The following is a 2,340-nucleotide window of genomic DNA, read 5'->3' as shown; positions in this document are numbered from 1 at the left end:
CGCGGAGGGCAGCTTGGTCGCGACGATCGGCGCCCCCGGCGGGCCGTACAAGGGGGCCTACGATCCAAAGCGAATGGTCCATCCCGCCGGGCTTGTGTTCGGACCCGCCGGCAAACTTTGGGTGACGGAAAAACGCTGGAACCCGAAACGTGTTCTGGCGTGGGATGCGGCGTCGACAAGCCAGGTCGTCTATGAAAAGTTCGGCATGCCACACTACGGAGGCGACGGTTCAGGGTTCGATCCCGAGAACCCACGCCGCTGGATCGGGCTGGGCTGTTTCTGGGATGTCGATGTGGAACAAGGCTCGGCGCGGCCGACCCACATCGTGTCGCTGCAAGAAGGCCACTTCGGCAACTACGAACCACACAGCTATCTCTTTTTCCGTGAAGCCGGCCGGACCTTTGTCTGCGCCCGCGGCAAGATTTCATTGATCTCCGAAGTCCTTCCCGACGGGACGCTCCACGACATCGTCGCCGTGTCCGACACGCATCACTTTGCCTACGGTTGCCAATGGGACCCGCCACAAGCCTACATCGATGCGTTCTATGCCAAATGGCCGGAGAAACGGGCCCAGGAAAAGCCTGGTACCAAGGGCGACGGAAAACCGTGGTCCCAGCGCGGCATGGGCCTGTTGTGGGTCGATCGCAATGGCGACGGCCAAACCCAACCGAACGAGTTTGATTTTTGCGGCGACAATCTGGCGTTGGGCGGTGGATCATGGGGGCATTTGCAAACGTCATTGACACTGTACTTGCCGCTTGCCGACGGCCAGCAAGTGTCAATCGTGGCGATCCGACCGCGCGGCTTCTCGCCCAACGGCGTGCCCAATTACCCCACCTTGGATGAAGCGATTGCCGAGGCAACGCCGATCGACCTGACACCCGGCTACAAACGCAACGGCGTGCCCACGGTGCGCGATCGTTTCGGACGTTTCATTTTTAATTCCGATCCGGAAATGAATGCGTATCAAACCGCCGTCGATGGCTCCGCGGTCAAATCGCTTGGTCCGCCGAGCGAACCACGAGCATCGCTCTGGAGTTTTCCGAACCAGTGGAGCAACGTCCATGGATCACACGACGCACCGCTGCCCGAACCCGGCGTGATGCAGGGAACACTCGGCATTCTCGGTCTGGCGTCGCTGGACGATCAAAGCGACGTGTTCTTTTTGAACGGCAACCATGGTCGCTGCTTTCTGCTGACCAGTGATGGGTTGTATCTCGACGAGGCCTTTGTTGACGTACGTGTGAGTTACCAGAACAACGAATACCGGCTGGGCGGCGAAATCTTCGGCGGCAGCTTTGGTCGCTCCGAGACCGACGGGCGGTACTTTGTGCAGATCGGCCACGGACCGTACCGCATCTATGAGCTGACGGGCTTGAGCGACATCACGCGCATCTCGGGATCCATCGACGTCAGCAAAGAACAGATCCTCGCGGCCCAACGGCAAAACCTGCGACGCGCTGCGGACGGCCAGGCAGCGAAGAAAGTCGACGTGCCTGGAACGTTGCAGTGGGACAAAAGTGGCAAGTTCCGCGTCCAGCTGGACCTGAACGTCGATGCCACGCATCTGCACCTGCATTATCGGGTGGAAGATCGTTCGCCGTGGATCAACAACGGCCGCGATTGGACCAAGCTGTTTGCGACCGGCGACTCGGTCGATCTACAAATCGCGACCGACCCACAGCTCTCGCCCAAACGCAGCGGTCCTGGCGAAGGAGACAAACGGTTGATGATCGCGCCGTTGGACGGTCAGCCGATCGCGGTCCTGTACGAACACCGCAAACGGGGCGGCAAGAACCCCGTCGAATTCACATCGCCCTGGCGCGGTGAGAAAGTCGACAACGTTCGGCGGCTGCCCGACGCTGCGATCGAAGCCAAAACCAGCGGCGGCGGGTACGAAGTAAAGGTCTCCGTCTTGCTCAGCGATCTCGGTTTGCATCCCCAGGCCGGACAAACCTATCGGGCCGATTTCGGCGTCACGTATGGCGATGCCGAGGGCACAGACACCAATTTGCGTTCGTATTGGTCCAACAAAAGCACCGGTTTGGTGGATGACATTCCCGGCGAAATCATGCTTTCACCGAATCTGTGGGGTGAAATGCGATTCGAAACGGATGCATCACCTGCGTCTCGTTAGAGTGCGCGCTTTTCCAGTCAACTGGTAAGAGCGGTTCCCACCTGTACTCTGCCGGCACGTGCTCTCTGCCGAAGGTCGATCTATACTGTGGCCATGGATGATGATGTCACGCAAATTTTGCAAGCGATCGATGATGGCGACCCGCAAGCGGCCAGCCGGTTGTTGCCGCTGGTTTACGACGAGCTGAGACGATTGGCTGCGCG

1 protein-coding gene and 1 pseudogene are annotated in these 2,340 nt (G+C 59.7%); both read left to right on the top strand.

What is annotated here, in order from left to right:
• A pseudogene (locus tag ABX749_RS29815) lies at positions 1-2,137 on the top strand (hypothetical protein); the annotation flags it as partial.
• Positions 2,138-2,230: 93 nt separating this feature from the next.
• The coding region (locus ABX749_RS29810; protein ID WP_372899240.1) for an ECF-type sigma factor at positions 2,231-2,340 on the top strand (110 nt) is incomplete at its 3' end.

It is taken from the genome of Stieleria sp. (genome assembly GCF_041595215.1).
Classification (GTDB): domain Bacteria; phylum Planctomycetota; class Planctomycetia; order Pirellulales; family Pirellulaceae; genus Stieleria; species Stieleria magnilauensis.
Note: the sequence above shows the minus strand (reverse complement) of the source record. Positions and strands in the feature narration are given on the sequence as shown.